The organism is Nocardioides zhouii, assembly GCF_004137345.1.
Lineage (GTDB): Bacteria > Actinomycetota > Actinomycetes > Propionibacteriales > Nocardioidaceae > Nocardioides > Nocardioides zhouii.
In genome coordinates this window covers 168290-190304 of sequence record NZ_SDWV01000007.1, presented here as the reverse complement: position 1 = coordinate 190304, position 22015 = coordinate 168290, and the positions used below count along the sequence as shown (strand labels likewise).

Below are 22015 nucleotides of genomic sequence, written 5' to 3'. Positions count from 1 at the left end.
TCGACGGCCCTTCCGACCACCCAGATCGTCCCTAGATACCGGGAGGGAGGGGGCGGGCGTCAGCGGACGAGGAGGTCGCGGACCGCGCCGTGGAGCAGGTCGTAGCCGTTCTCGGTGAGGATCGACTCGGCGTGGAACTGGATGCCGCGGAAGTGCGGGCCGATGACGGCGTGGATGTCGCCGGTGGCCTCGTCGGCCTCGACGCGGACGTCGGCGGGGAGATCGAAGCCGTCAGGCACCCGGCCCACGAACGTGTTGTAGAAGCCCACCCGCTCCGTACGCCCGTCGAGGCGCACGGGCGACTGCGTGCCCTGGAAGACGACGTCCTTGTAGCCGAGGTCGAGGCCCAGCCGGTCGCACAGCGTCTGGTGACCGAGGCACACCGCGAGGAACGGCTGGCCGGAGGCGAGCAGGTCGTCGACGGCGCGGCGGAACGCCGCGATCTTGGGGTGGTCGCCCTCGCGCGGGTCGCCGGGGCCGGGGCCGACGATCACGAGGTCGGCACCGTCGAAGGCACCCGTCGCGTAGTCCTCGTGCCGCACGACGCGCGCTGTCATGCCGAAGACGCCGAGGACGTGCACGAGCATGTTCACGAAGTCGTCCTCGCCGTGGAGGATCACCGCGGTCTGCCCGGCCAGCGCCGGGTCGGCAGGCTCGCCCGCCTGGTCGGTCAGCCAGAAGCGGGAGAGGCGCTGGTTGCGCGACCCCAGCGCGAGCAGGACGTCCTCGTCGCGCGCGAGGTCGGCGATGTCCGAGCCGTCGGAGGTCGCGGCCGGGGCCAGCCCGAACGCGCTGAGGATGCCGCCGGCCTTGGCCCGCGTCTCGGCCACCTCGTAGGCCGCGTCCGAGTCGCGTACGAGGGTCGCGCCCGCGGTGACCTTGAGCTCGCCGTCGATCGAGACGTCGGCCGTACGGATCAGGATCGGGCTGTCCATGGTCGGGGTCCCGTCGGGCGAGCGGCCGAACAGGGCCAGGGCGGCGCCGTAGTAGCCGCGCCCCTCGGGCTCGTAGTCGGCGATCAGCCGGCACGCGTTCTCGACCGGCGCGCCGGTCACCGTGGCGGCATACATCGTGTCGCGCAGGATCTCGCGGTGGTCGCGGTCGGAGCGGCCGGCGAGGAGGTACTCGGTGTGGATCAGGTGCGTCATCGGCTTGAGGAACGGCCCGAGCACCTGGCCGCCCTCGTGGCAGATGTCGCACATCATCTTGAGCTCCTCGTCGACGACCATGAAGAGCTCGAAGACCTCCTTCTCGTCGGCGAGGAACTCCAGCAGGCGTTCCTTGGTGTCGCCCTCGCCGGCCACCCGGAAGGTGCCGGAGATCGGGTTCATCCGGACGTCGCCCGAGCGCACCGAGACGTGCCGCTCCGGGCTGGCGCCGATCAGGAACCGCTCGCCAGTGAAGAAGCAGAAGGTCCAGTACGCCCCGCGCTCGCGCTCCATCAGCCGACGGAGCACCGTGAGTGCCTTCGTCGCGTCCCAGTCGGCGAGGACGGCGCGGTAGTGCCGGCCGATGACGAGGTTCGCACCCTCGCCCTGGCCGATCTCGTCGCGGATGATCGCCTCGACGACCTTCCCGTAGTCCTCGTCGCTGGTGGTGAAGCCGCCGCGGTCGGCGAGCTCGACGGCCACGTCCGGCAGCGCGGCGATCAGGTCGTCGACCGACACCTCGTGCTCGGCCTCGATGTCCACGACCGTCAGCGGGGTGCCGTCGTCGATGGCCGCGAAGCCGCGCTCGCGCACCTGCCGGAACGGCACCGCGACCAGCCGGTCGGCGCTGCGGCCGGCCTCCGGGGCGCCGGCCTCGAGGGGGATGTCGAGCAGGGACGCCACCTCGTGCGGCGTACCGCCGATCAGGCCGGCGGTCGGCGAGGCCTTGCGCCGGATGACCGCCCACGCGCCGTACCCCTGGACCTGCTCCAGGAGGTCGGGCACGGCACGGGTCTCGGTCATGGCCGAAACCCTACGGCGGGGCGCCGGTGCCGGGTCCGGGCGTCTCAGCCGCTCCGACGCCACTAGAGTCGCCGACGACCATTCACGCCCCGGCAGGAGGACCGAGTGAGCGACCCGACCGTGCTCCTGCGGCTCGCGGGCACCGGCCCCGCCGACCGCCTGCGCGCGTGGGTCGAGGCACTGGGCCGGGCCTCCACCGGCCGGCGGCACCTGCACCTGCCTGACGCCGAGCCCGACGCCGAGCCCGGCGACGAGCTCCGTCAGTGGTGTGCGCAGGCCGGCGTGGAGATCGGCGGCGCGAGCGATGCCGACGTGGTGGTCGTCGCGGCCGCGTACGACCTCCCCTCGCCCGGCGCCCTGCACCGCCTGGTCGCCGCCACCGCCGCGTCCGGCGAGCCGCACCAGACCCGGGTCCTCCCGTGGGGGGCGACGGCCGACGGACCGGACGCGGAGCCGGCCCCGACCCCTGTGGTCTGCGTCGCGTTCCCCGCCGGAGCCGACCAGGACGCCGACCCCACTGGCGTACGCCGCCTCGAGTCCGCCGCCGTGTTCACCGACCGGCGCGTCGACGGGACGACGGCACCCGCGTCCGCCAGCAACACGGTGCCGCCGTACGGCCATCCCGCAGCCCTGCCGGCGACCGCCCTCCACCTCCTCCTGCGCCAGGCCGGGCTGCCGACCCCCGAGCTGCCTGCCGGGCTGGAGGACCGGCCCTTCCTGACGGTCGTCACCCGCACCCAGGGCACGCGCCTGCTGCTGCTCGAGGAGACGCTGACCTGCCTGGCCGGCCAGACCTCGCGCGACTTCGAAATCGTGCTCGCCTGTCACCGGGTGGGTGTGGACGCCCTCGCCGCTGTGCGCGAGGTCGTCGCGGCCACGCCGGGCTGGCTGCGCGAGCGCATCCGCGTGCTGGAGGTGGACCGCCCCGGTCGGGCGGCTCCCCTCAACGACGCGTTCGACGCGGCACGCGGGAGGTACGTCGCGGTGCTCGACGACGACGACGCGGTGACCCTCGACTGGGTCGCGGCCTTCGCCGAGCTCGAGTCGCGTGCGCCCGGGACGGTGCTGCGCACGGTCGCGCTCGCCCAGGAGGTCCATCCGGTGCCGTCCGGGCCCGACGGCGGGGGCGCCGTTCCGGCCGACGACGGGCCGGCCCGCCCAGTGTGGCCGGCGGCCTTCAGCATGGTCGACCACCTCTGGGACAACGCCTCGCCGTTCATGACGGTCGCGATGCCCCGGGGCGTGTACGCGGACCTCGGCCGCCGGTTCGACGAGGGCCTCGCCACCAACGAGGACTGGGCCTACCTCATGGACGCCGCGGCCCTGGCCGGCGTCACCAGCGGGCCCGCGGCGACCAGCGTCTACCGGCTCTGGGCCCGGACGGAGGGCTCACGCGACATCCACGACGCCGACGTCTGGCGAGCCGCCCGCGAGGCCGTGCTCGCCGAGGTCGATGCCCGCGTGCTCCTGCTGCCGCCGGGCGCGGGTGCCGACGTACGCCGGCTCCGGAGCGAGCTCGAGGAGGAGCGGGCCGAGAAGTTCCGGTTCGCCGGCCTCAACGAGCAGGCGGCCAGCGACCTCGTGACCGTCAACGAGGCCGTCGACGCCCTGCGCGCCCGGGTGGCCGAGCTCGAGGAGCGGCTGCGGCGGCAGCGCGAACGCGCCAGGAAGCGGGAGTGACCCGAGAGGACCGCCGCGCGAGCGGCTCCCTCTACGATGACGCGGTGCCAGTCTCAGGACGCGTGATCCACTACTACCCCCGATTCCTCGATCACCGGTCCGGGGTCACCGAGAGCATCGCCTCCTGGGCCGCCATCGCCGCGACGGGTGGCCCCACCGAGGTGTGGGTCGCCGGCGAGCGCGACGGTGCCCACCGTGATGCGGAGCGTCTCGACGAGCTGGGAATCCCGCTGCGACGCGTCTCCCACGTCGGCCGGAGCAGCCGCACGTACCTGATGAAATGGTGGGCGACGAACCTTCGGCGGGGCGACATCCTCTACGTCCACGAGGGCTGGGTGCCGTCCAACGTCCTCGCGGTCCGCCATGCCCGCCGGGTCGGGGCGACGGTCGTCGCGATGCCGCACGGCGTCTACGCACCGCAGATCGTCGACGCGGGCCGCGACATCCTCGGGATCCGTGCGCGCCTGGAGCGGCACGCGCTCCGCCGGGTCGACGCCGTGCACCTGTTCTTCCCCTCAGAGGTAGCCGAGGTCTCAGCCGTGGCTGGGGCCGCCGTGCCAGCCGGGGTCTTCTCCAACCCGGCACCGGAGATCGACGCCTCGGGGGCCTGGGTCGGGGACGGGGACTACTTCGTCTGGATCGGCCGGTTTGTGGTCGACCACAAGGGACTGGACCTCCTGCTGCGCGGTTGGGCCGAGCTGCCCGCACCGCGCCCGCGCCTCGTCCTGGCGGGACCTGACTACCTGGGCGGACGGGCCGAGGTCGAGGCCCTCGTGGTGCAACTGGGCCTGGGTGACTCCGTGACGACCCGGCACTCGGTGTCGGGGCCGGAGAAGGAGGACCTGATGATCCACGCCCGGGGCTATGTCCACAGCAGCCGTTGGGACGCGTGCAGCATGGTGCTGCTCGAGTTCATGACGCGGGGCACGCCGTGCCTGGTCAACTCCACCGTCCATGCGGCCGCGGACTACGCAGCGGCCGCCGCCGCTCTCACGTTTTCCGACGTGCAGGAGTTCCCCCAGCGGATCGTCGAGCTGTCCAGCGACGACCGGCTGGGAGAGCGCGCGGCCCACCACATGCGCGCCGAGGTCTCCGCCGAGGCCCTCCGCGCTCCCTACCTCGCCTGGCTGGAGAGCCTGCGTCACTCGGCCCGGTAGCGCGGCCGGCGTCGACACGCGCCTCACCGACCCGTCGGACCCGAGGTCACCCATTGTTAGAGTCGCTGCCGTCCGTGCACGTCGGTCGTCCGGGGAGAGCAACGTGAACAAGCAGGTCCGCCGAGCAGTACGCAATGTGCCCTTCGCCCGTGCGGCAAACCGCGTGCGGGTGCGGCGGGACCTCAAGATCCTCGAGGCCCTGCCTGCCTACGCCCCGAACTCCGCGGGGTATCCCGAAGTCCGGTCCGCGATGGCACTCCATGCCGCCAACCGGAGCATCGAGCTCGTCGGGCAGCTGGCCGACCACGTGGAGGCGCGTGGCCTGTCGGTCGTGGATCCCGTCGAGTTCTGGGCGGGCGCGGCCGACCACGGCGCGGTCGGGCGGTTGGACGAGCTCCTTCGCCGGCACGGGAGCGACAAGTCGACCGACCACGACTACCACCTCGTGTACGCCGGCATCCTCGACTCCATGCCCCAAGGATCTAGCCTCCTCGAGATCGGTCTGGGCACCAACGACGAGAGCATCGTGTCGACCATGGGGCGTCTCGCCCGCCCGGGTGCATCGTTGCGCGCGTTCCGCGACTACCTCCCGACGTCCGCCGTCTTCGGGGCCGACATCGATCGGGAGATCCTCTTCCAGGAGGACCGGATCACCACCACGTGGGTCGATCAGACGAGTACCGAGAGCGTGCGTGCGCTCGAGGCACAGCTTCCCGACGACGTGCACCTCATCATCGATGACGGCCTGCACAGCCCCGACGCCAATATGCAGGTGCTCCTGCTCGGCCTGCGGATCATGCCGGTGCACGGGTGGCTGGTGATCGAGGACATCATCCCGGCCGCACAGGACTTCTGGCGCGTGGTCGCTGCGCTGCTGCCCAACCACTTCGAGGCGACCCTGGTTCGCGCGAAGGGCGGCGACCTGTTCGTCGTACGCCGAACGTCCTGAGACGGTCCTGACTGATCGGGAGCCGTTGACCCACGTCACCCGCGGGCGGAAGACCGGGAACTGCTGGGCCGACTCGCGTCAGCAGCGGTCGCGATTGCGGGCCCGGGTGTCGTGGTTGACGTCCGTTCGCCGCGCGGCACGGCCAGGCCGATGAGACCGAACACGAACCAGGCGCCGTTGTAGGCGGTGCCCTCGTAGGTGCCGATCGCGGACCAACCCTCGACGGGGATCTTCGTCATGATCGCCACACCGGTGAGGGTCGCCAGTCCGCCGGCGACGGCCAGCCACGCTCCCGCGAGATCGCGGACCCGCCACGACAACAATGCCGTGACCAGCAGGGTGGATGCTGCGACAAGTACCGCTGCGTGAGCGACGGCGCCGTCCTCGGCCTTGCCGACCGAAACGGCAATGGGGCCATCGAGGTAGGCCGTGGGGTTCACGAACACAGGCCCCACGACCAGCACGAGCGTGGTCACGCCGGCGGGAACGAACCAGCGGATCCCACGCTGGTCGAACGAGCGCCACCAGAGCGCCAGGAGCGGGATGACTGCGATCCACACGGTGAATCGGTTCGACAGCGCCACACCGAAGGCCAGCGATGACAGCCACCAGTGCCACCCTCCGAGGTCGTCGCGAAGCACCCAGTAGCCCCAGGTGCCGGTCAGGACCACGACGAGAGCAACGCTCCAGTGGTCATTGCCCGCGGGAAACGCGAGCCGCGTCCACGGCGACAGGAAGAACAGCACGGACACCACTGCCGCGACGTGGACACCGCCCGTCCGGACGAGGAACGCGACGAATGCCGCCAACCAGACGAGTGGTTGGAGGAACAACGCCGACGGAACGACGACGAACGGGACCGCAAGGATGAATCCGCCCAGCATCGGGGACGGGATGTTGTCCAGGAAGGTCAGTGCGCCCCACGGATTCGCTCCCTTCATCAGCTGATCGACACCGACCGCGAGGGCGTCCAAGCTGTCAGAGGTAGCGCCGATGATGGGGCCCCACACGCCGTACCAGGTGGCCAGGGCCATGACAGCAGAGACCAGCACGGACACGGCTGCCCACTCGGGCAGCCGGTACCGACCGTCGGTCATGCAGGTGGTCCACATGATCGCCACCGTCACGACGCACAGCAGCACGTAGGCCGGGATCGAGCCCGGCTGATCGACGTCATAGGGGGAGAACAGGATCGTGGGAACGCCTGATCCGACGACGAGGGCCCACGCGATCGCGACATCACGGAGGGACCAGACCCGAGAGCTGTGCACGACGCAACCCTAGACGCGGAACTCAGACAGACGTGCATGCTCACTCACGTGCTCGAGGAGTCCGGTGCCCCGCCCACCGCGACGTGGTCCCGGCTCAGCCCGCGAGCCGCGATGGCGAGGACGAGGCAGTTGCCCGCGCTCGCCACAGCCATGCCGATCATCACGCGGACCACGCTGTCGCTCGCGATCGTGACGGCCAGCGCGCAGGTCACCATCGCCATGTAGGCGACCCGCGCGAGCAGCAGCGTCCGCCAGCGGCGGTAGGCGCTCAGCAGCGAGATGGGGCCTGCGGCCAGCGCCCACATCACCAGCTCGAGCACGGCGTAGGGCAGCACGGCGATCGACCGTGTCCAGGTCTCGCCCAGCACGTGCACCCCCACGTCGTCCGGCACCAGCAGCAGGAAGCCACCCCAGGCGACGACCAGCAGCCCCATGACGAACGCCTGCACCCGCGCGAGCCTGGCCCGGTCGTCGCCGAGGATCCGAGCCATCTCCGGCAGGATCACGGCCGGAAGTGCGGCGAAGAGCACGGCGGTCGGACCGAGCAGCGTGCCGGCACCACGCACCGCGGCGACGTCCCCCAGCGTCATGAACTCGGCCATCGTGGCCGCGAGCAGCAGAGGCGCGAGCGAGGCGAGCACCGCGTCCGGTCCGAGGATGCGCAGCTCGTCCGCGTGGTCGGCGAACCACCGCCGAGGACTCGACGCCACAGCCACCTGCTCCGCGAGGGCGATCGCCACCAGGGCCACACAGCCTGCGCCCACCCACACCAGGACCATGGTGGTCGTGTCCATCGACACCCCCGCCAGGCTCGCGAGGACCAGCGCCACGGTGGCGGACGTCCAGATGGCGTCGCTCAGCACGGCATGTCCCGCGCGGCGCTGCGCGATGGCGTTGTAGCGCAGGATGTCCTGCGGGTACACGACGAGGCACCCGGCGACGACCACGTAGTAGGCAGCCGACCCCCCGTCGCCGACCGTGGCTCCGAGCGCCAGCCCCAGCGCCACGACGACCAGCGCCCACAACAGTGCCAGCAGGGCCGGTGGTGGCAGGTTCCTGCGCGCCGAGAGCGAGACCAGCAGCCCGATCGAGGAGCGTTGCACCGACAGCCCGAAGGCGAAGAGCGCGTAGCCGAACGACACGGCACCGAACTCCTCGACGCCGGACACGCGCGCCACGGCCACGAGGAACAAGACGTTCGACAGGCTGGAGAGGGCCTGGTCGATCACGCCGAGGCCGAGCCTCCGGAAGGCGGTCATGTCGGCGATGTCGCTCGGCGTGCGAGCGCCTCGTGGATGAGCTCGAGGTACGCCGTGGCCCGGTCCGCCCCCGTCGCCCAGCCGTCGGCGACCCGACCACCCTCCGCGACCCGCCGCTCGCGGGCACCATCGTCTGCCGACAGGACGTCGGCCAGGGCCCGGGCGAGCGAGGCCGGGTCCGTCGGCTCGAAGTACCACGCGGCATCGCCCGCCACCTCACGGACGAACTGCCGGTCGGACGCGACCAGCGGTCGCCGGCTCCTCATCGCCTCGAGGGGCGTGACGGAGAAGCACTCGTTGAGGCTCGGGAACACGACGCCGTCGCTGACGTCGTACAGGCCGGGCACCTGGGACACCCGCAGGGGACCGACGTTGTGGCTCACCTTCCTGGTGGCCGGGTCCAGTCCCTGCCACTCGGCGTCGGTGAGGGTGAGCGCGAACCGGACGTCCCGACCGTACGTGTCGTGCAGGGCCTGCGCGGCGGCGCCCAGCACCACCAGGTTCTTGTGCGGATACGCCCGCGTGGGGAAGGCGAAGACGGGGTGCTCGAAGGCATCGTGCGACAGCGGGGTCTGCAGCGACTCGTCGAAGAACACCCGGTTCAGCACGTTGGGCACGACGCGGAGACGGTCTGCCGGGATGCTCCACCGCTGCTGGAGCTCGGCGGCCACGTACGACGACTCCGCGACGACCACGTCAGCCCGGGCGAAGCGCTGCCGGGACACCCGCGACCGGACGGCCTGCCGCAGCCGGGCGCGGGCACCGGGGACCGCGGCGAACTCGGGGAACAGGCTGGTGACGTCCGCGAACCCGACGACGCGGGTCCGGGCGCGGCGCGGGCCGTAGTCGGGACCGAACACCGTGAAGGACACGTCGTGGGCGGGTCGCCCGGGTCGGCGCCGCAGCCGGTCGAGAGGCCGTCCGTCCACGATCTCCACGGAGAGCGAGGTGGTCTCGCCTGTCGTGTTCGCCACGACCTCCTCGGACGCCTCGACGACGACGTCGGCGAGCCAGGGCCAACGCTGCTGCGCCTCGGGGTCGTGCGCCCGCCGACCGAGCTCGTCGAGGAACGACGCGCCGACCTGCACGCCACCGCCAGCGACGAGGTTGCCCGCATCGATCAGGACGGACGCCGTCATGCCTGCGACTCCGCGGGCGGTTTGGAGCGCTCGCTCGGCGAGCGGAACACGACGAGGAGCGCGAGCAGGATCCACATGAGCGAGCTCTCGCGGTTGCCGGTCAACGACGGCATGCCGAACGAGGAGCCCCAGACGAGGAGCACGACGGCACCGGCGAGTCGCCACTCCTCCCGCGCGAGGGTCCCGCGCAGTCGCCACCACCGCACGAGCAGGAAGAGGTGAACGCCCACCATGAGGACCAGTCCGACCAGCCCCGCCACGATGATCGTCTCGACCCACGTCGCGTCGTAGGAGACGGGGAGTCCTCGAGCGCCCACGCCGAACCAGGGGTGCTCGTCCAGCACCACCCGGGAGAGCTCGACCAGGCCACCGGGTTGCTGGAACTCCTCGGGGACCCCCGAGTCACCCGAGGGCGCCTGCTCCCCGCCCAGGCTCCCGGCGTCCGCCGAGGCGTCGCCGAAGCGTCCCGCACTCAGCGTGTAGGCCCAGGAGTTGCCGGCGCGGGCGCTGTCGACGTACCAGGCCAGCTGGCCGGAGGCACCCCAGCTGCCGAGCCCTCCCACCGCCGCGAGGACACCGGCCGCGACGACCACCGCCACCGAGGCCATCGACAGCGGCAGTCGGTGCCGTCGCCCCGAGAGGATCAGTCCACCGGCCACGACGACGCCGCCGATGACGAAGATCTTCGACAGGGTGAGCAGACCGCCCACCACGATGAGGGCCCAGAGCGGAAGCCATACCTTCGTGGGGACGCGCGTCCCGGACCGCATCAGGTGGACGAGGCAGAACGCCGCGAGGCTGTACGCGACGCCGGCCTCGGCCGGCTGGTTGAAGATGCCGGAGAACCGTCCGTTGCCGGCCGCCAGCTCGGCGACGGTGACGTCGTCGCCACCGGCCGCCCAGAAGAGCCGGAGCAGCGGGATGCGGTCGGCGCCGACGTACGACGTGGCGAGCGCGACGGCGCCGTTGGCCGCCATGCCGCCGGCCACCATCCACGAGAGGATCCGGACCAGGTGCTGCTTGTCGAACAGCACCATCCAGGTCGCCGTCACCGTCATCGTCGCCAGGGGCAGGAACGCGTTGTCGAGCCCGGCCACCAGGGACCCCGAGCCCCAGGGGATCCGGCTCTCGATGAGGACACCTCCGACGGCGGCGGTCGCGGCGTACGCGGCCCACAGAGCGAGCACCGGCCATCCCGGCCGGAGCGCGGGCACCAGCCGGCGGGACACCAGCAGGACGACCACTGCGGCGAGCGCGGAGCAGAGCAGCGCCAGCTGCTCGGTCCGGACCCCGCCGATCAGGTAGGGGCCGAAGACGCAGGCGGTGGTGACCACGGGCCAGAGGAACAGGCGTCCCTGCGACCCGAGCATCGGATGTCGTCCGCCGGGCTCGCCTGCGCGGACCTCAGCGTCGGCCGACGGTGCCGCGCTCACGAGGCACCGTCTCGTCGACCCCGGATCCCGAGCCAGGCCTCGTAGCGCCTGTGGGTCGAGAGGATGAAGCCCACGGCTCGGCGGGAGCAGTCGCCGATGCGGTAGTCCTCAGGGACGCGTGACGACCGGTCGGTGTCCGAGACGGCGAAGCGAACGGCCTCGATGACGTTGTCCGCGTCGAGTCCGGTCATCTGGATCGAGGCGGTGTCGAGGGCCTCGGGCCGCTCGATCGAGTCACGCAGCGTCACGGCCGGGAAGTCGAGCAGGGAGGACTCCTCCGAGATGGTGCCGGAGTCCGAGAGCACGCAGTAGGCGTGCTTCTGCAGCTTGTTGTAGTCGAGGAAGCCCAGCGGGTCGTGGAACGTGATGCCGTCGGTCGAGCGGCCGAGCGCGTCGAGGCGCTTGCGCGTGCGGGGGTGCGTGGACACGAGCACGGGCATGCCCGTGTCGGCGACGACGGCCTCGAGGCAATCGAGCAGGAGGTCGAGCCGCTCGGGTGCGTCGACGTTCTCCTCGCGGTGCGCACTCACCAGGACGTAGCCCTGGGGAGTGAGCCCGAGCCGCTCGACCGCGTCGGAGGCATCGATGGCCTCGGCGTGCGCGGCGAGCACCTCCTTCATCGGCGAGCCGGTCTTGAGGATCCGGCGCGGGTGGAGGCCCTCGGCGAGCAGGTTGCGGCGGGCGTGCTCGGTGTAGACGAGGTTGAAGTCGGCGACGTGGTCCACGAGGCGGCGGTTGGTCTCCTCCGGGACGTTCTCGTCGAAGCAGCGGTTGCCCGCCTCCATGTGGTAGACGGGGATCCGCATCCGCTTGGCCATCACGGCCGCCAGGCAGCTGTTGGTGTCGCCCAGGACGAGCACGGCGTCGGGCTGCTCGGCGAGCAGCACCTCCTCGGTCTTGATGAGCACCTCGCCCAGCACGCGACCGAGGCTGCTGGTGTCCACGTCGAGCAGGTGGTCGGGCGCCCGCAGGCCCAGCTCGGCGAAGAAGATCTCGTTGAGGTTGTGGTCGTAGTTCTGTCCGGTGTGCACCAGCACGTGGTCCACGGTGCGGTCGAGCAGCTTGATCGTCTCGGACAGCCGGATGATCTCCGGCCGGGTCCCGACGACGGTCATCACCTTGGTCATGAGGTCTCCTGCGCTGCGCTGCGCACCACCGGCTCGTGGATGGTGTCGGGCGCCTCGGGGTCGAAGAGGGAGTCGGTCCAGAACAGCGTCGTCAGCACGCCATCACCGACGTTGGTGATGTCATGTGACCACATCGTCGGCATGTCCACGACGACCGGATCCTTCCCGGTGACGGGCAGCTCGACCACGTCGTCGTGGAACATCCTGCGCAGCCGGATCACTGCCTCGCCGTCGAGCACGACGAAGCGCTCGATCTTGTGCAGGTGGTAGTGGATCCCGCGCGTGACGCCGGGAACGGTCGTGGACACGAACGTCTGGCCGCCCCTGCCGTGTGTGCGTACGGTCTCCACGAGCCGTCCGCGCTCGTCGCTGCGGGGCGCGAGCGCGAGCGGGTAGTGGGCGGGGAAGAGCGCCGCGCGGTAGGTGTTGAAGAGGTCGCGCTCGAAGTCGTCGGCCATCGCCGGCACGTCGGCGCTCGGGACGTACGTCGTGTGGAAGCGCTCCAGCGCGTCCCAGACGGTCTGCACCGACGTGGGATGTGCGTACGGCCGCACGGTGGCGGGCGAGTCCGGGGCGAGCGCATCGAGGAGCGCCTGGGCGGCCCCCTGCGCGTGCAGCAGCTCGATCGGCCGGTCGGTGATCTCGGGCGTGTCGCCGGACACGACCCGGTCGACGAAGGTGGCGACGAAGGAGTTGTAGCCCGGGCGGCCGTGCTCTCCGAACAGGTTGGGCAGCAGCACGTCGACGAACCGGCCGCCCGTGCTCGTCGCGGCGGCGCGCAGCACCTCGGCCGCACCGGCCTTGCCGGCGGCGTAGGCCGTACCGTTGCCGACCTGGATCGAGTTGGCGAAGACCACTGGCACACCAGAGGTCGACGCGAGCGCATCGGCGAGGTCCCTGGCCAGCCCGACGTTGCCCGCGACCAGCTCCTCGTCCTCGGCCCGGTTGACGCCGGCCACGTGGATCACGGCGTCGGCGTCGGCGACCAGCTCGGACAGGCGGTGCCAGTCGGCGCGCCCGACGGCCACCGACGTGTGCTCGGTCGTGGCGTGGATGCGGCAGCGCAGGTGCCACCCCAGGAACCCGTCGGCACCCGTGACCAGGATCCTCACGAGTGCAGGTCCGGGTCGGCGGCGATCTCGGGGATGGTGCGCAGCAGGGCGACGGTCTGGTCGACGTCGAGCGGGGCGACGGAGTCCGACGAGTAGTCGACGGTCGTGTCGACCTCCTCCTCGCCCTCGGAGAAGTACTTCTCGTACTGCAGGCCGCGGTCGTCGAGCGGCACGCGGAAGTAGTCGCCCTGGTCGGTGGCCTTGGCTATCTCCTCGCGGGTCAGCAGGGTCTCGTGCAGCTTCTCGCCGTGACGGGTACCGATGTGGTGCACCTCGGGCTCCTCCTGGCCGAACAGCGTGCCGACGGCGGTCGCGAGCGTCGCAACAGTGGTGGCGGCGGCCTTGCGGACGAAGAGGTCGCCCGGCTGCGCGTGCACGAAGGCGTGCTTGACCAGGTCCACCGAGTCGGCCAGCGACATCAGGAAGCGTGTCATCCGGGGGTCGGTGATCGTGAGCGGCTTTCCCTCCTTGAGCAGCGAGATGAAGGCCGGGATCACCGAACCGCGGGAGTACATGACGTTGCCGTAGCGGGTCACGGACACGGTCATGTCGGAGTCCGGCTGGTTGCGGGCGAAGGCCTGGGCGGTCTTCTCCATGAGGGCCTTCGACATGCCCATCGCGTTGACCGGGTAGACCGCCTTGTCGGTGCTCAGGAGCACGACGGACCGGACGCCGGCGGCGGCGCTGGCTTCGATCACGTTGTGGCTGCCCACGACATTCGTCTTGACCGCCTGCTGCGGGAAGAACTCACACGACGGCACCTGCTTCAGCGCGGCCGCGTGAAAGACGAAGTCAGCGTCGAGCACCGCCGTACGGACGCTGTCGACATCGCGGACGTCGCCGAGGAAGAACCGCACGCGCTCGTCGTTGAAGGCACGCCGCATCAAGTCCTGCTTGGCCTCGTCGCGGCTGAAGATGTTGATTCGCGCCGCGCCGTCGTCGAGGAGGTGACGGGCCATGGTGGAGCCGAACGAGCCGGTGCCACCAGTGATGGTGATGGTCCGGCCGTCGACGCCATCGAGGGAGGTGTCACGCGCGTCGGTCATGGGTGTGCCTTTCGGGGACGATGCGAGGTGTCTCACGACGCGCTCGACCTGGGAGCTCATGCGGCCCACGATCGATCGGACAAGTCAGTGGGTGGAGGCGCTCAGTGGTGACGGGAACGGCGCGCAGAGCGCCGTGCCGATCACGTCGCCCTCCGCTCCAGGTCGGTGAACTCGGCGGGGTCGATCGGAGGAACGGACACCGCCCGGATCATCGGATGCCCGGTCGGTTCAGCGGTCTCCTCGTCGGAGAAGAGCACCTCGTGGAGCTTCTCCCCCGGACGGAGTCCGCTGAACACGATGTCGATCCCGCTGGCGCCGGAGATCGAGATCATCCGTTTGGCCACGTCGAGGATGCGGACCGGCTCGCCCATCTCCAGGACCAGCACGGCGCCCGAGTCCCCCATCGCCCCGGCCTGGACGACCAGCTCGCACGCCTCGGGGATCGTCATGAAGTACCGGGTCACGTCGGGATGGGTGACCGTGATCGGCCCTCCTGCGGCGATCTGGGCGTTGAACGTGTGCAGCATGGATCCACGCGAGCCCAGGACGTTGCCGAACCGGACCGACATGTACGGCAGGCCGGTCTCGCGGGCCTGCCAGGCGGTGAGCTGCTCAGCCATCCGCTTCGTCGAACCGAGGACGCTGGTGGCGTCAGCGGCCTTGTCCGTGCTGATGTTGACGAACCGCTCGACGCCGAACTCCGCGGACAGCTCCAGCAGGTTGAGCGTGCCGAGCACGTTGGTCTTCCATCCCTCCGCCGGGAAGCGCTCGAGCATCGGCAGATGCTTGAGCGCAGCGGCGTGGAAGACGATCTGCGGTCGTGCGTCGCGGAAGATCGCGCGCAGGCTGTCGCTGTCGCGGATGTCGGCGAGCACGGTCTCCGGGGAGTCGAGCAACCCGTGGCCGTAGATCGCGAGCTGTACGGCGTGCAGCGCCGACTCGTCGCGGTCGAGCAGCGTGAGGGACGACGGCCCGAAGCGGTGAACCTGGCGCGCGAGCTCGGACCCGATCGACCCGCCAGCACCGGTGATGAGCACGTGCTTGCCGCTCAGGTAGCCCGCGATCGACGACAGGTCCGTCTCGACCTGGCGACGTCCGAGGACGTCCCCGATGTCGACCCGTCGGATGTCCTTCGGCTTGACCTGGCCCCCGACGAGGTCGCTCAGCCGGGGCAGGATCAACAGCTCGAGACCGGCATCGGCCGTTGCCCTCTGGACCGTGTCGATGAGCTTGCCGGATGCACCCGGCACCGCCAGGACGACAGCTGCCACGTCCAGGTCGTCGGCGACCTCGACAAGCGAGGTGCCGGTGCCCAGGACGGGTACGCCGTGGATGCGGAGGTGGCGCTTGCCGGGGTTGTCGTCGAGGAACCCGACCGCGCGCAGGCCGAGACTGCGGTCGGACCTCGTCAGGCGCAGCACCTGCCGACCGGCGTCGCCGGCGCCGTAGATGAGCACGGGACGACCCGAGCGGCGCCGCGCTTCGTTGTCCCGGTCGCGCAGCGCCCGGTAGAACCACCGACCCGCGGCAGCGGCGACCAGCGCGATCGGGGGCGCCAGCACCGGCAGGCTCCGCGGGAGGAGGTCGTTGACGAGAGGCGTGGTGACCACGGTGACGGCGGCGACGCCGAGGAAGTGCAGCGCGAGTCCGAGCGCCTCGTCGAACGAGCCGACCAGGAACCTGCCCCGGTAGAACTTCGTCACCCAGCCGATGACCACGAGCAGCAGCCACGAGATCACCAGGTAGCGGAGGACAGCCTCCCACTGGACCTCGGAGATCCGGAAGGAGTAGCGCAGTCCGATCACGAAGACCATGCCGAGGGTCCAGCAGATGACGTCCCAGGTCGCCAGCGCGCCCCGTCGCAGATAACTGTTGGACAACATCCCGAACCCCGTCGACTCAGCAAAAGACCTTGATGATGTTAACGCCAAGTGCCGTCCCCGGCCCGATCGGCGTTCGCCCGGGGTGGTGCGACGGCGCAACCAGTCGCGGATCGGGCTCGTTCCCGACATCCGCTCACCAGCCTCGGTGGCCTACCCTGTGGCGTCGGCCGGCACGGCCACGACCAGGTCCGCACACCCGACGGAGTCCAGACACCATGGCGCAACATGCCCTCGCCGGGATCTCGAACCGGCCGTGGCGCGCAGTGCGGGACTTCCTCGCGTGGCACGATGCCCGCCCGCGTGCGTCGTTCGTCGACGCACGAGGATGGATCTGGCTCGCTCTGGTGGCGTCGACGTTCGTGTGGATGTCGAACCCGCTCGTCTTCATCCCCACCTACTACCTCTCCTTCAACGAGGCGCTGGTCTGGACGAAGGTCGTACTGGTCCTGATGCTTCCGTTCCTGCGCGTGCCCCGACTCCCCTGGCCGTGGGTGGCGTTCCTCACGCTGACCCTGGTCTCCCACACGTGGAGCCTCCAGCCCTTCTATACCGACGTCAGCAACACGGTGTACATCAAGGTGGCGCTCATGGCCGTGCTCGCGGCCGCCAACTGCGAGCCAGTCGTGGTGGCGTGGGGCATGGCGCTCGGGGGCGTGAGCGTGGTCGTGCTGTCCCTGTACGCGCTCCACATGGCCCTGCCGGACGTCCAGTACAGCGCCGTGACCGGCATCGTCTTCGGTGGCGTCGGGAGGAACGAGAACATCCTGGCGTACACGCTGGTGGTGTCTCTGGCGGCGACCCTGGCGATCGGACTTCCGCGCGGCCGGTTCGTCCAAGCACTGTGGGTGGTCGCGATCCTGATCCAGCTGTACGGCCTCTCCCGCGCCGACTCGGGCATGGGATACCTCGCCGCACTGATCGTCGGCATCACGGCCGGGCTGGTGGGCCTGTCACCCCTGTTCCACACCATGACACGCATGGCTCGAGTGGCCTACGCAGCGGGCGCACTCGCCGTCCTGACGGCAGGTCTGCTCTTCGTCACCCTCGTCCTCGGCAAGGACCTGGCGACCATCTCGGGTCGGGCTCCGTTCTGGAAGGCGACCGTCGAGTCGACATGGGTGTTCGCGCGGTGGCGCGGCGAGGGATGGGGCGCGGTGTGGGAGCACCCCTGGGACCCGGCGCCGCCCAACCATGTCGCCCTCGACATCTACCGCCGGGCCGGCGTCGGCCTCTCCCACGGACACAACTTCTTCGTGGACGTGCTCCCCGAGCTGGGCTTGCTGGGCCTGCTCGTGGTCCTGCTGATGGTGGCGTACGCCGTCCGGGAGGTGCGCTGGTGCGGCGTGCGGGAGGGATCCGCCGACCCGCTTGCCGGACGGCTGCTGCTCCTCGTCCTCGTGGCCCTGCTCTCGGCCGGGGTTGCAGAGCCGATGTTCACCGTGCCGCTCGGATGGTGGTCACTGGCTCTGGCGGTGTCCCTTCCGCGCCAGGGGATGCTTCGGATCCTCGAGCGACCGCGGGGTCGTGGCGACAGCCGCGCGGCGGTCCGGAGGACCGGCCGGCGGCGGGCTCAGCGGGTCAGGTGACGACGAGGGTGTCGGGCACCGGTCATCGACCTACCCCTCGCGCAGCGTCGAGAAGTGCTTCCTCCATGGTCCTGACGCCGACCTTGGCCGACAGCTCGCGCTCATAGAACTCGTACCCCCGGTGCCCCATGGCGCGCAGCTCGGCCTTCGGCATCCGGGCGCAGCGCCTGATGGCTGCCGCGAGCGCCTCGACGTCTCCTGCCGGGACCGCGATGCCGGCACCGGACCGCTCGGCCAGGACTGCGGCATCACCGGGCGCCGAGACGAGCATCGGCTGACCACTCGCCAGGATGCCCTGGATCTTGCTCGGCATCGTCACCCGGAACAGCGGGATGTCCTTGAGGCAGACCAGCTGGACGTCCGCGCTCGCCATGGTCGCCGACATCTCCTCGACCGGTCGGCTTCCCTCGAAGAGGACGCGGTTGCCCATTCCCAGCTGGGCAACGAGCTCCTCGAGCTTGAGCCGCGCCACGCCGTCGCCGATGAAGCGCAGGCGCACGTGCGGCAGGTCGTCGAGGAGAGCCATCGCACGGAGGGCGACGTCAAGGCCTTGCACGTCACCGAGGTTGCCTGCGTACATGACGTCGAAGGTGCTGCCGTCGCGAGCCGGAGGCTCGACGGGTCGGAACATGTCCTCGTCGACCCAGTTGTAGACGACCCGGATCTTCTCCTCCGGGATCCCCCGGTCGACCAGCAGGTCCTTCAGGCCGGGGGAGATGACAAGGATGACCGACGCGGCGGCGTAGATGCGCTGGCAGAACGCGCCGATGATGAGCTCGGCGGGCCGAGCGAGGCGGTCCGGGACCATGCCGGTCGCGATGACAGTGTCCGGCCACAGGTCCTGGACGAGCAGGACGAATGGCTTGCGCAGGACACGTCGAAGGACCCACCCGGCCATCCCCACCGTGACGGAGGTCGAGTAGACGAGCGTCACCGGGGAGCGGCGGGCGATGAGCGCACCCAGCGAGGAGGCGCTCGCCATGAACGACAGGAAGTTGAGTGCCCGGCGGACGGGCGACGAGTCGTGCGAGGGGTACAGCGGCACCCTGAACACCCGGAGGCCGCGCAACCGCTCACGTTGGAGCAGCTTGACGCGGTAGCCGTCATGGAGCCGGCCAGTGGGGTAGTTGGGATATCCCGTGATCACGGTCACATCGTGGCCCCGGTCCTTCAGCGCCCGAGCGATGGCGCCGGGGATCGCGGCAGACCCTGTCTCCGGGTCGAACCACTGGGTCAGGAAGGCAATTCTCATGACTGGTTGACCCTGTCGTGGTCGGGGACGAAGTGTGGCAGGGACAGGTAGAGCGCGGCCACCAGGGCCATGGCCGCCAGGGCGACGAGCGCGGGCTGGTGCTGGAGCAGGACCGCGGCGAGGACGCACAGGACGGAGGCACCGGCAGTCGTGAGACCGGCGGCCAGGTGCGACCACCCGCCGTCGACCAACCGCTGGTAGACGTGCTCGCGGTGGGCATCCATCAGCGCACGGCCACCCCGTGCCCGCTTCACGATCGCCCAGGCGGTGTCGGCGACGTAGATGGCCAACGGTGCGACGCACAGCGCGAGCGGCACGTCCTGGGACCAGCCGACGACGGCCATCATCGCGATCAGGGCACCGATCGCGTAGCTGCCGACGTCGCCGAGGAACACACGGGCACGCGGGGCGTTCCACGGCAGGAATCCCAGCGACGCTCCCGCCAGCGCCAGGCCCGGGACGAGCAGGCCGGCGACGTCCTGGGAGGTCCCGATCCACGCGAACCACAGTCCCGAGACGATGGCGTTGAGCGACGAGATGCCGTTGACGCCGTCCATGAAGTTGAACGCGTTGACGAATCCCACGCACACGAAGGCAGCACAGGGGACGAAGACCCACGCGGCGACGGGCGGGTCCGACATCGCACCGGCCACGATCCAGGCCGCCACGACGAACACCACTGCCTGCACCGCCAGGCGTACGCCTCCGGCCAGCGAGGACATGTCGTCGACCAGTCCCAGCACGCCCATCACCAGGGCGACGAGCAGCGGCACCCAGGCCAGGGCTCCTGCCCCGTCCGTCGCCCCGGTGCTGTCGGCCAGGCTCGCGGCCAGGACGCCTGCGGCGACCCCGACCAGCACGCCGATCCCGCCACCGCGTGGCACGGGAGCATCGTGCGACGAGCGGGCGTTGGGCACGTCGATGATCTGCCACCTGCGAAGGGCGGGGATCAGGATGCCGACAGCCGTCGCCGCACAGACCAACGACACTCCGAACACGACCATCAACGAGCTCCGTTACCCCGGCGGCAGCAGCCCGCAGGATAGCCGAGGCGGATCGTGGACGACGAACCCCCGGAGGCCCCTCAGTCCAGCTGGGTGGCGATCCACTCCTGCAGCCCGGCGACCCCGTCGCGCAGGCTCACCCGCGGCTGCCAGTCGAGGTGCCGCAGCGTGGTCTCGACCGTGCAGGACGCGTGCCGGACGTCGCCGTCGCGGTACTGGCCGGTGACGTGGGGCGCGGGCGCCGAGTGGTAGCGGGCGATCTCGCGGGCCAGGTCCCCGATCGTGGTGCGTACGCCGCTGCCGACGTCGACGGTGCGCATGTGATCGGCGGGCTGGTGGGCAATCGCCGCGACGAGGGCGCTCACGACGTCGTCGATGTAGATGAAGTCGCGGGTGATGTCGCCGTCCTCGTAGAGCGGGATCGACTCCCCCTCGCGCGCCAGCCGCGAGAAGAGCGACACGATGCCGGTGTAGGGGTTGGAGAGCGACTGGCGTGGTCCGTACACGTTCTGCAGGCGCAGCACCGACAGCCGGGTGTCGTGCGAGCCGGTCCACGCGGAGAGGATCTGCTCCTGGGCGAGCTTGGTGGCGCCGTAGACGTTGATCGGGTTCGGGTGGGTGCCGGCGACGGTGTTGGGCACGTGGGCCGCGCCGTCGCCGTGGTCCCATTTCCCGGCCTCGAGCTGCGCGTGCGTACGCAGGCCGGGCTGGAAGGTGGAGCCGTCGGCGTTGCGCCACACACCCTCGCCGTAGACGGCGCGCGAGCTGGTCAGCACGAAGTGTTCGGGCACGTGGCCGGCCCGGGTGAGGGCGTCGAGCAGCTGGGTGGTGCCGACGACGTTGACCATGCCGTGGCGGGTGCTCTCCGACAGCGACTGCGCGGTGCCGGTCTCGGCCGCGAGGTGGACCACGGTGTCGGGGCGCAGGTCGGCGACGACCGCGTCGAGGTCGTCGGCGCTGGTCACGTCGCCGACGCGGAGGTCGACCGAGGCCGGCAGGTCGTCCGGCGGCTGCGAGCCGGGGTGGACCTGCGGGTGCAGGTTGTCGAGCACGACCCACTGCTCGGCGGAGTCCGCGAGCTCGCGGGCGAGCGTCGTACCGATGAAGCCGGCGCCGCCCGTGACGAGGACGCGACCTCCTGCCTGATGCGATGTCGACATGGGCCACAGCCTAGGAGTCGAGGAGCGAAACGCGGATGTCGCGCCCGCCCTCCGCTGACAGACTCCCGCCATGAGCCAGGGGTCGAGGTCGCACGTGCGCGGCCTCGTCGAGGTGGGCCTGGCCAGCGTCCTGTGGGGCACCGGCGGCCTGGCCGTCCAGCTGATCCGCGAGCAGGAGGACCTCTCCCCGGTCACGATCAGCGCGTGGCGGATGGCCGTCGCGGCCGCCGTCCTGCTGGTCGCGCTCCTCGCACTGCGCCGCGGCGGCGAGCTCGTCGCGCTGGTCCGCAGCCACCCGCGCCAGGTGCTCGTGGTCGGCGTCGGCACGGCGGCCTACCAGGGGTTCTACTTCGTTTCCGTCACCCAGGTCGGCGTCGCCGTCTCGACAGTCGTGAGCCTGGGCCTGGCGCCCGTGCTGCTCACGATCGCGGAGTCCGTACGCCACCGTCAGGCGCCCGCCGCGGGCCGGCTGGGCGTGCTGGTCGCCGCGCTCGTCGGTCTCGTCCTGGTCAGCGTCGCCGGGCACGCGTCGTCGACGGGCCCGGCCCCGGTCGCCGGAGTGCTGCTCGCGATCGCGTCCGGGACGACGTACGCCCTCACGACGGTGGCCGGCGGCTCGGTGAGCCGGAGTGCGTCGCCACTGGCGCTGACCAGCGCGATGACCCTCGTCGGGGCCGCGGTGCTGCTGCCGTGCGTCGCGCTCGTCGACGGGCCGCGCCTGCCGGGCGACCCGGTCGCGATCGCGTGGCTGGCCTACCTCGGCGTGCTGACGATGGCGCTCGCCTACGTCCTGCTCTACTCCGGCCTGCGCGTGGTGGCGCCCAGCACGGCCGTCACCGCCAGTCTCGTGGAGCCGGTCACCGCCGCGGTCGTCGCGGCCGTCGTGCTCGGCGAGGCGCTCGGGCCGGTCGCGGTCGTCGGGATCCTGCTCGTGCTCGTCGCGGTCGCCGGCCTGGGGCATCCGTCCACGGCGGCGGGGCCGGTGCTGCCGGAGGCCTAGCCCGG

At 70.9% G+C, this 22015-nt stretch carries 17 protein-coding genes; 5 read left to right on the top strand and 12 right to left on the bottom strand.

Going from position 1 to position 22015, the window contains the following annotated elements; translation table 11 throughout:
* Positions 1-59 precede the first annotated feature (59 nt).
* Positions 60-1952: an anthranilate synthase family protein gene (locus EUA94_RS09265; protein WP_129426580.1), complete on the bottom strand. Its 1893-nt coding sequence runs from the start codon at positions 1950-1952 to the stop codon at positions 60-62.
* 105 nt (positions 1953-2057) lie between these two features.
* On the opposite strand from EUA94_RS09265, the gene EUA94_RS09260 reads away from it, so the two are divergent.
* The 3 genes from EUA94_RS09260 (at position 2058) to EUA94_RS09250 (ending at position 5738) form a co-directional block, all read left to right on the top strand.
* Entirely contained in the window at positions 2058-3632 is a 1575-nt protein-coding gene (locus EUA94_RS09260; RefSeq protein ID WP_129426579.1) for a glycosyltransferase family A protein, read from the top strand.
* A 44-nt stretch (positions 3633-3676) separates the two neighbouring features.
* Positions 3677-4789, top strand: a complete 1113-nt coding sequence (locus EUA94_RS09255; RefSeq protein WP_129426578.1) for a glycosyltransferase — start codon at positions 3677-3679, stop codon at positions 4787-4789.
* Positions 4790-4892: 103 nt separating this feature from the next.
* Complete coding sequence (locus EUA94_RS09250) at positions 4893-5738, top strand: hypothetical protein (RefSeq protein ID WP_129426577.1); 846 nt, start codon at positions 4893-4895, stop codon at positions 5736-5738.
* 35 nt (positions 5739-5773) lie between these two features.
* Here EUA94_RS09250 and EUA94_RS09245 read toward each other — a convergent pair whose 3' ends face one another.
* The 8 genes from EUA94_RS09245 to EUA94_RS09210 all read right to left on the bottom strand — a co-directional run bounded on the left by EUA94_RS09245 (position 5774) and on the right by EUA94_RS09210 (position 16008).
* Entirely contained in the window at positions 5774-7009 is a 1236-nt protein-coding gene (locus EUA94_RS09245; RefSeq protein WP_129426576.1) for a hypothetical protein, read from the bottom strand.
* A gap of 44 nt (positions 7010-7053) precedes the next feature.
* Positions 7054-8268, bottom strand: coding sequence for an MATE family efflux transporter (locus EUA94_RS09240; RefSeq protein WP_129426575.1), 1215 nt, complete (start codon positions 8266-8268; stop codon positions 7054-7056).
* Positions 8265-9407, bottom strand: coding sequence for a glycosyltransferase (locus tag EUA94_RS09235; RefSeq protein WP_129426574.1), 1143 nt, complete (start codon positions 9405-9407; stop codon positions 8265-8267). The genes EUA94_RS09240 and EUA94_RS09235 overlap by 4 nt, the downstream gene beginning before the upstream one ends.
* On the bottom strand, positions 9404-10840 hold the full coding sequence (locus tag EUA94_RS09230; protein ID WP_129426573.1) for a hypothetical protein: 1437 nt from the start codon (positions 10838-10840) through the stop codon (positions 9404-9406). Before EUA94_RS09230 ends, EUA94_RS09235 begins: the two co-directional genes overlap by 4 nt.
* Positions 10837-11967 (bottom strand): non-hydrolyzing UDP-N-acetylglucosamine 2-epimerase, encoded by a 1131-nt coding sequence (gene wecB / locus EUA94_RS09225; RefSeq protein ID WP_129426572.1) that lies wholly within the window; start codon positions 11965-11967, stop codon positions 10837-10839. The genes EUA94_RS09230 and wecB overlap by 4 nt, the downstream gene beginning before the upstream one ends.
* On the bottom strand, positions 11964-13079 hold the full coding sequence (locus EUA94_RS09220) for a polysaccharide biosynthesis C-terminal domain-containing protein (protein WP_129426571.1): 1116 nt from the start codon (positions 13077-13079) through the stop codon (positions 11964-11966). The genes wecB and EUA94_RS09220 overlap by 4 nt, the downstream gene beginning before the upstream one ends.
* Positions 13076-14125, bottom strand: coding sequence for a polysaccharide biosynthesis protein (locus EUA94_RS09215; protein ID WP_129426570.1), 1050 nt, complete (start codon positions 14123-14125; stop codon positions 13076-13078). The genes EUA94_RS09220 and EUA94_RS09215 overlap by 4 nt, the downstream gene beginning before the upstream one ends.
* 140 nt (positions 14126-14265) lie before the next feature.
* The gene (locus EUA94_RS09210) at positions 14266-16008 is read right to left on the bottom strand and encodes a polysaccharide biosynthesis protein (protein ID WP_165356846.1); all 1743 of its coding nucleotides are present in this window, start codon (positions 16006-16008) and stop codon (positions 14266-14268) included.
* Positions 16009-16223: 215 nt separating this feature from the next.
* Between EUA94_RS09210 and EUA94_RS09205 the strand changes: the two genes are divergently transcribed.
* Complete coding sequence (locus tag EUA94_RS09205; protein ID WP_129426568.1) at positions 16224-17594, top strand: hypothetical protein; 1371 nt, start codon at positions 16224-16226, stop codon at positions 17592-17594.
* 22 nt (positions 17595-17616) lie between these two features.
* Here the strand turns inward: EUA94_RS09205 and EUA94_RS09200 are convergent, their stop codons facing one another.
* The 3 genes from EUA94_RS09200 to EUA94_RS09190 all read right to left on the bottom strand — a co-directional run bounded on the left by EUA94_RS09200 (position 17617) and on the right by EUA94_RS09190 (position 21010).
* Positions 17617-18846 carry a glycosyltransferase family 4 protein gene (locus EUA94_RS09200; protein ID WP_129426567.1) on the bottom strand — a complete coding sequence of 410 codons (1230 nt, stop codon included), beginning with the start codon at positions 18844-18846 and terminating at the stop codon, positions 17617-17619.
* On the bottom strand, positions 18843-19850 hold the full coding sequence (locus EUA94_RS09195; RefSeq protein WP_129426566.1) for a glycosyltransferase family 4 protein: 1008 nt from the start codon (positions 19848-19850) through the stop codon (positions 18843-18845). The genes EUA94_RS09200 and EUA94_RS09195 overlap by 4 nt, the downstream gene beginning before the upstream one ends.
* Before the next feature lie 80 nt (positions 19851-19930).
* On the bottom strand, positions 19931-21010 hold the full coding sequence (locus EUA94_RS09190; protein WP_129426565.1) for an NAD-dependent epimerase/dehydratase family protein: 1080 nt from the start codon (positions 21008-21010) through the stop codon (positions 19931-19933).
* Between the two features lie 70 nt (positions 21011-21080).
* On the opposite strand from EUA94_RS09190, the gene EUA94_RS09185 reads away from it, so the two are divergent.
* Positions 21081-22010 carry a DMT family transporter gene (locus EUA94_RS09185; RefSeq protein ID WP_129426564.1) on the top strand — a complete coding sequence of 310 codons (930 nt, stop codon included), beginning with the start codon at positions 21081-21083 and terminating at the stop codon, positions 22008-22010.
* Positions 22011-22015 lie beyond the last annotated feature (5 nt).